Source organism: Streptomyces sp. NRRL S-350 (assembly GCF_000719705.1).
Classification (GTDB): Bacteria; Actinomycetota; Actinomycetes; order Streptomycetales; family Streptomycetaceae; genus Kitasatospora.
The window spans coordinates 1-5979 of sequence record NZ_JOHO01000124.1; the positions used below are offsets into that span (position 1 = coordinate 1).

A 5979-nucleotide genomic window follows, 5' to 3' on the forward strand; every position below is an offset into this window, starting at 1 on the left:
CGCGCCACCCGTCGTCGTTGTCGTCGCGGACCTCCCGGCACCACCGGCCGCACCAGCAGTCGGCGGACAGCTCCGCGACGGCCTGCTGCCGGTTGGCCAACGCGACCGGCCCGGCACCGGTGACGACCAGCGCGACGGGCGGGTACCCGGCGCGGGTGTGACCGGGGTAGGCCCGGCGCCACCAGTGCACCGTGCGGTCGGCCGGCTCGCGGTCGGCGAGGGACGGGTCGTTGTCGCGGAGCTTGGTGCGGAACAGCTCGCGGTACCGGGGGAACTTCGCGGCGACGTCGGCCGGGGCCATGGTGGAGCGGTCGACCTCGACCATGAGCACCGGCACCCCGATCTCCGGGGCCTGCCACACCGCATCGGGGCGCACCTTGCGCTTGCCACCGGGCAGCGGGAACTCGGTCTCGGTCGACCAGGAGCGCACTGTGCCGACCCCGCCCGCGGCCCCGGGCGCGGTGCCGCCGAGGACGAACGCGGCGATCGTCTCGTTGACGGCCATCGCGTGCTGGGCACCGGATCGACCGGCGCCCCGAGCGGTGCCGCCCATCTCCGAGCGGACCATCCCGAGCACGGCGGCAGCCGCGTCCAACCCGGCGGCCCCTTCCAACCGCCAGATCTTGTGCCGGTCCCGGGTGTTGCCGTCCGAGGCGACCAGGCCGTGCCGGGCGAGGTCGTTGAGGGCCTGCCGGAGCGCCTTCTTCGACGCCGCTCCGGGGCGCAGCAGGCGCTGGAGCTGGTCGCCGGTGGCGACCTTGAGGACGCCGAGCGCGCTGAGGACGTCGGCCCGCAGCGCGGTGGTCGAGCCGTTCGGGTTGGCGGCGCCGCGCCGGTACGCGGTCCGTCCCGGCGGGGACGGCTGGGTTGGTTCGGCGGCGTCGGCCTGGTCGTGGTCGTCGTCCTGGTGGTCGTGGTCGGGGCACTGCCGGGTGCTCACGGGCCTCTCCCGGTGCTGGTGGTCGGCTGCTGCCTCTCCGGGATATCCGGCGCTCCTGACAGCGGCCAAGCCGGTTCCTGGCCCGCGCGCCGCGTCCTCTCTCACCGCCCCTGATCCAGGCGGCGCCGCCGCCCCCGACCAGCGCGCGGCCGGCACCAGCGGGACGCAAAAAGAGGAAAGGCCCACCGCAGGTGCAACAACCCGAACCGAACAACCGACAACGCCACAACCACAAACCAAAACCAAAAGCAGAAAGACGGGAGAAGAGGGTTGTCAGAATGCGGTGGCGGCCCGGATTCGGGCGCCGAGCTGGGCGGATTCGCCTCCCGCGCCTGAGGTGGCCGGTAGGGGCAGCGGAGGGGGAAACGGCAGGGGGAACGGAAGCGGTCCGGCAAACTCACCGGGGTCACCAAGGCATTGGTGAGTTTCCTCGATAGGCCATCAAGGAAACTCACCGGGCAACCTTGATGGCCATCCCATCAGGTCAGATGCGTGCCGATCAGGCCGCCGAGGGCCCCGAGGTCGGGACCGGTTGGCGGATGGGATTACGGTGAGAAATCCGGTGAGTTTCGTGGGGTTCCATTCTCCGAGCACGGGATAAGCCCGCGCTTCGGAATGAGGGAGCACCTTCGTGCACGGGGATCTGGAGACCGACCACGACGTTATGGTCACGCTTCACCGCTTCACGCTCGCGACCGCCGAGCAGCTCCACCAGCTGCACGGCGGCACCGCCGGAATCAAGCAGACCCAGAAGCGGCTGACCCGCCTCCACACCGACGGCCTGGCCGACTTCGTGACCCTGCCGCAGGCCGGCCGGGCGAAGGCCTGGCACCTCACCGCCCAGGGCGCGGCGGTGGCGGCCACTTTCCCCGAGGCCCGCCGCACGGACGCCCAGACGCTGGACGGCGAGCAGTTCGCCGTGAGGCACGGTCGCGAGCACCTGCTCGACGTCGGCCGGATCCACGCCGCCTTCGTGGCCGACGCCCGGGAGCGCGGCGAGGACTGCGGCCCACTCGACCTCCTGCCCGCTCCAGCGCTGTCCGCCGACGAGGGCGGTGTGTACCGGCCCGCCGCCGAGCTCGCCTACACCGCAGGCACCGGCGACGAGCGACACCGGCTGCGGGCGTTCGTCGAACGCCACCGCCCCGGGGTCGGCGCCGAGGAGACCGCGGCGCAGCTGGCGGCCTGCGCCACCCTGTGGGAGCAGGCCGGGCCGGGCGGCCGGGGCCCGGGCATGGGAGCGGCGCTGGCGAGCGTTCCCGCGGCTGCTGGTGGTCCTGGTCGGCACGGCGGCCGCCGGGATCCGCTCGGCGGTGGCGGACCTGCGCCTCGCCGCCGAGGAGAACCCGACCGTCACCGACATGCTCGCCGCCGTCCCGGCCGGCGCCACCCGCATCGAGGACCTCATCCAGCGCGGCCCGTCCACACCCATCTGGCACCCACTCAGCAGCAGCGGGCGGCCGTGCGGATGGACGCAGCTATAGGCGGCGAGCGGGAGCCGCTGGGTGGCCTGCCGTCGGCCGTCCCGGCCGCCCTCCTCCCCCACCCTCCTCCCGGCCGGTGGCGCCGCGAAGCGGGGCCGCCGGGCCACCGCGCAGCGGACACCCCGTCACGCCGTCGGCGCGCAGCATCAGGTGGCCGGGATCTTGTCTCCGCTCCTGCTCTGCGTGCCGGCTCTCCTACTCCTGTTCTCCTTCGGCGCTCCGATGCCTGGACTTCACCCGGCACCGCCGAAGGTGCCCAGGGAGAAGTAGTCGGCGCGAGGCAACCTATGGACAACGGGCGCTGAGCTGCGCAAACCCGCTTCCGGCGGCACCGCCTGACGCAAGTCCGAGAAGCAGCCCCGAGTAGCAAGCTCAGAGGCCACCTCACAGGCAACCCGCACCGGGCCGGCTGCGGTGTGTGGCTGAGCACCGTAGATGGCCACGGTTTTCACCGTAGTTGGCCAGATGTCGGACGACGTCAGAACGTCAGTGGGCCGCGACGTGAGATGTCAGTGATCGGCGACGTGAGGCACGAGAAGTGACGGTCACAAGGACCAGCCGTGCGGCAACACGCTCCTCAGGTCTACCTGGCGCTCGCCCATGCGGGGACATCCCCCCAGGGGGCGCTCAAAAGGAAGGGCCATCGCCGAGGGTCGAGATGCGCAGGCTCAGTGCAAGTCGCAGGAGGCCATGCAGCCGGACTGGCCGGGCGGGTCGTTCGCGGTCGCCCCCAAGAGCATCAGGCCAAGCACGATCACCGCCAGCACCACGGCCATCACCGTTCCCGATACGTCGCGTCCGCCGTTCGGTCCGTCGGCCACCGTGACCACCTCCCCGCCGTCCTTCCATGAGAGGGGCTGTGGGGGCGTGCGGTCAAGGGGCGGTCAGGTGGAGAGCCGGCGCTCGGCCTCCCCTTCGCGTCCGCCTTGCCGGACGACATCCGGTTCAGCGAAACGACATGAAGTGTCAGCGGCGCGGGTCATCGGTGCGTCACCAGGCGTGCCGCCGATCGCGGTTGAGTCGCAGGCCGTGCCGCAGCCGAGCGCGCGGTACAGCCAGCCACTGACAGTTCGCTGTCGTCCGGCACCAGACCTCGCGGCCGTGAGCAGCTCGGATGCATTCGATCTTGGCCAAGTAGCCTGAAAACTTCGGCCATCTACGCTGCTCAGTCACACGGTGTGCACGCGGGAGGTCAGCGCCACCGGGAGGACGTGGCGGTCATCGCCGGGAGTAGCACCGGGCCGCCTGCGGCCGCGCCGAGCCGGACGGCCTGGCCGAGGACGGCGCCGACGTCCGGGTAGAGGTGGAGACCGGCCGCGTCGGCCACTGGCAGCCACACCACCGGCGCGCGGTCCGGGGCGTCCTGCTCCGTCGTGGCGACGGCCTGGTGGAGGCCGTCGGGAAGGTGGGCGGTGAAGACCAGGTGCCGACGCCGGAACGGCTCCGCCTCGCCGGGCCGCTCGGTCTCCTGGTCCTGGACGAAGCGGAGCACCGGCGGGTCGGGCAGCGCGGCCAGGTCGAGGCAGAGTTCCTCGAGCAGTTCTCGGCTCAGCGCGTCGGCGGCCTCCTCGCCGTCCTCGTCCTCGACCAGGCCGCCGGGCAGCGAGTGCTGGAGCCGGCTTCCCGATGGCGGCGGATCAGGCAGACGCGGCCGCCGTGGACCAGGACCGCGCACACCCGCACCCGGCCCGGGCCGGTTCCCGCGCTGGTGCCCGTCACAGCCGGTACGCGGTCGCCGACGTGGCCGTTTCGCCGGCGCCGGGCGGCAGCGTCGGCAGCGGCCAGGACGGGTCCAGTGCCCAGGTCGGCCAGCCGGCGGCGAACGGCCCGGTGCGGTCGTCCAGCATGGCGATCGCCCGGCCGCGGGCCTGCTCGATCTGGCGGCCCGCGTAGTCGTCGACCACGCCGAGGCGTCGCAGCTGGGCGTACTCCTCTGTGTCTTTCCAGTGGTGGCCCGTCAGGTCGGGGGTGATGACCAGGTCGAGGGCGAGGTCCACGGTGTCGATGCCGAGGTGGGGGCGGCGCTGGTAGGGGTGCTCGAAGTTCACGTACCAGCGCAGCGGCTCGCGGGTGGCGGCGTCCTGGAAGCAGTGCACGGAGAACCACTCGCCGGCCAGGAAGTGGCTCAGCAGCTCGGTGCCCGACCAGCGGTAACGGCCCAGCGTCCAGGTGCCGGCCGCCAGGTCGGCCAGGCCCTGCTTGCGGGTGGTGTCGTCGCCGGTGCGCGTCGAGGCGATCCAGGTCGTCGGGGCCAGGCTCTCGATCCCCGGCCAGTAGGCCAGCGTCAGCACGTGGCCGGTGTCGTCGACCACGCGCTGGGGCATCGCGGTCCACACCCGGCCGGCGTGGACGTCGCGGCGCACCACAGTGGTGCCGGGCTGGAACAGGCTGCTGTCGGTGTCAGTCACGGCCAAGAGTGTTCCCGGCCCCGGGGCCGGGAAGTCCGCTCAATGGTGTGACGGCGGGCCAGGGCCGGGGGAAGCCGTAGCGGCCGGCCGCCCAGCGGTTCGGCGGCTGCGAGGCGTCCAGGCGCTTGCGCAGCTCCTGGACGGCCTGGGCGAGTTCTTCGCGGTCGGTGGCGTTGACCGGACCGTCCAGGACGGCGGAGACGTCGCCGAAGGGGCCGTCGTCGAGGACGCGGCCCGCGCACAGCTGGACACGCAGGTACGCGGCGAAGGCGTCGATCCCGATCCACCAGCGATCCGCGTCATGGACCAGGCGCCGCTCGGAGGGCAGGTGCCCGAGGAGCACGCGGGCCTGGTCGGCGGCGGCCTGCTCCGTACGCAGCAGCTCGTCGCCGCCTGGGTTGGCCAGCGCCTGGTCGAGGGCGTGCCAGCCGCGGCGGCCGAACCGGTGCCAGACCGGGCCGTCGGCGCCGAAGCGGCGCAGCAGCGTCAGGGTGGTGGCAACGATGGGCAGGGCGCGGTGGTGGTCGCGGGCGTGGACGGCGTCGCCGCCGTACGCGGGGGCGTGCCAGATGTCCTCGGAGGCGGTCTCGACCTCGTCCATGCGGTTGAGCAGGCGCTCGTGGTCCCGCTTGGCCTTCTCCTTCTTCTGCTGCGGGGTGAGCCGCTTGGCGCCGGGGCGGTCGCGCTTGCGGCCGGCCTCCAGGACCAGGGCGACCGGCGGCAGGCCCTCGCGGCCGGTCGGCGGGTAGACGGTGGGCCACAGCCGCAGGCCGTGCGTACGGGCGCCCCGGCGGCGCAGCGAGGCCTCGAAGGCCGTCTTCGTCGTGCCCTTCGCCGGGAGCTAGCACCAGGTGCGGTAGGAGGTGAGCTTCTCCACGAGCGTGCCGACGCCCTCGTTCTCGCGGTCGACCTCGACCAGGAGCACCGGCACGTCCGCGCCGGGGTCGCGCAGCACGAGGTCGGTGAACAGGGAGCGGCGGTGCGGGATCGGGTGCTCGACCTCGGTGGAGAACGCCTCCAGGTACCCGTAGCCGGTGTGTCGGGACGCGCTAGACGAGTAGTTCCGAAGTCGGTCAGTGGTCGTAGGCGATCAGCGAGCGGGTGATGGGTCGGCCGGTGGTCCGGTTGTGCCAGATCGCGCAGGTCA

Annotated in this window: 6 protein-coding genes and 1 pseudogene; 2 read left to right on the forward strand and 5 right to left on the reverse strand. The window is 72.7% G+C overall.

Features of this window, described 5'->3' with window-relative positions:
* Positions 1-940 (reverse strand): replication-relaxation family protein (locus IF30_RS0139705; RefSeq protein WP_030247823.1); only part of this gene is annotated, 940 nt, incomplete at its 3' end.
* A gap of 664 nt (positions 941-1604) precedes the next feature.
* Here IF30_RS0139705 and IF30_RS50935 point away from each other — a divergent pair.
* Positions 1605-1880: pseudogene (locus IF30_RS50935) on the forward strand (replication-relaxation family protein); the annotation flags it as partial.
* A gap of 331 nt (positions 1881-2211) precedes the next feature.
* On the forward strand, positions 2212-2424 hold the full coding sequence (locus IF30_RS50045) for a hypothetical protein (protein WP_030247827.1): 213 nt from the start codon (positions 2212-2214) through the stop codon (positions 2422-2424).
* A gap of 668 nt (positions 2425-3092) precedes the next feature.
* Here the strand turns inward: IF30_RS50045 and IF30_RS48445 are convergent.
* The 4 genes from IF30_RS48445 to IF30_RS0139735 all read right to left on the reverse strand — a co-directional run bounded on the left by IF30_RS48445 (position 3093) and on the right by IF30_RS0139735 (position 5433).
* Positions 3093-3254, reverse strand: coding sequence for a hypothetical protein (locus IF30_RS48445; protein ID WP_158835960.1), 162 nt, complete (start codon positions 3252-3254; stop codon positions 3093-3095).
* Positions 3255-3616: 362 nt separating this feature from the next.
* On the reverse strand, positions 3617-4099 hold the full coding sequence (locus IF30_RS47355) for an NUDIX domain-containing protein (RefSeq protein ID WP_051712245.1): 483 nt from the start codon (positions 4097-4099) through the stop codon (positions 3617-3619).
* Positions 4100-4139: 40 nt separating this feature from the next.
* Positions 4140-4832 (reverse strand): DUF402 domain-containing protein, encoded by a 693-nt coding sequence (locus IF30_RS0139730; protein ID WP_234323029.1) that lies wholly within the window; start codon positions 4830-4832, stop codon positions 4140-4142.
* Complete coding sequence (locus IF30_RS0139735) at positions 4825-5433, reverse strand: hypothetical protein (RefSeq protein WP_030247830.1); 609 nt, start codon at positions 5431-5433, stop codon at positions 4825-4827. The genes IF30_RS0139730 and IF30_RS0139735 overlap by 8 nt, the downstream gene beginning before the upstream one ends.
* Positions 5434-5979: the final 546 nt, after the last annotated feature.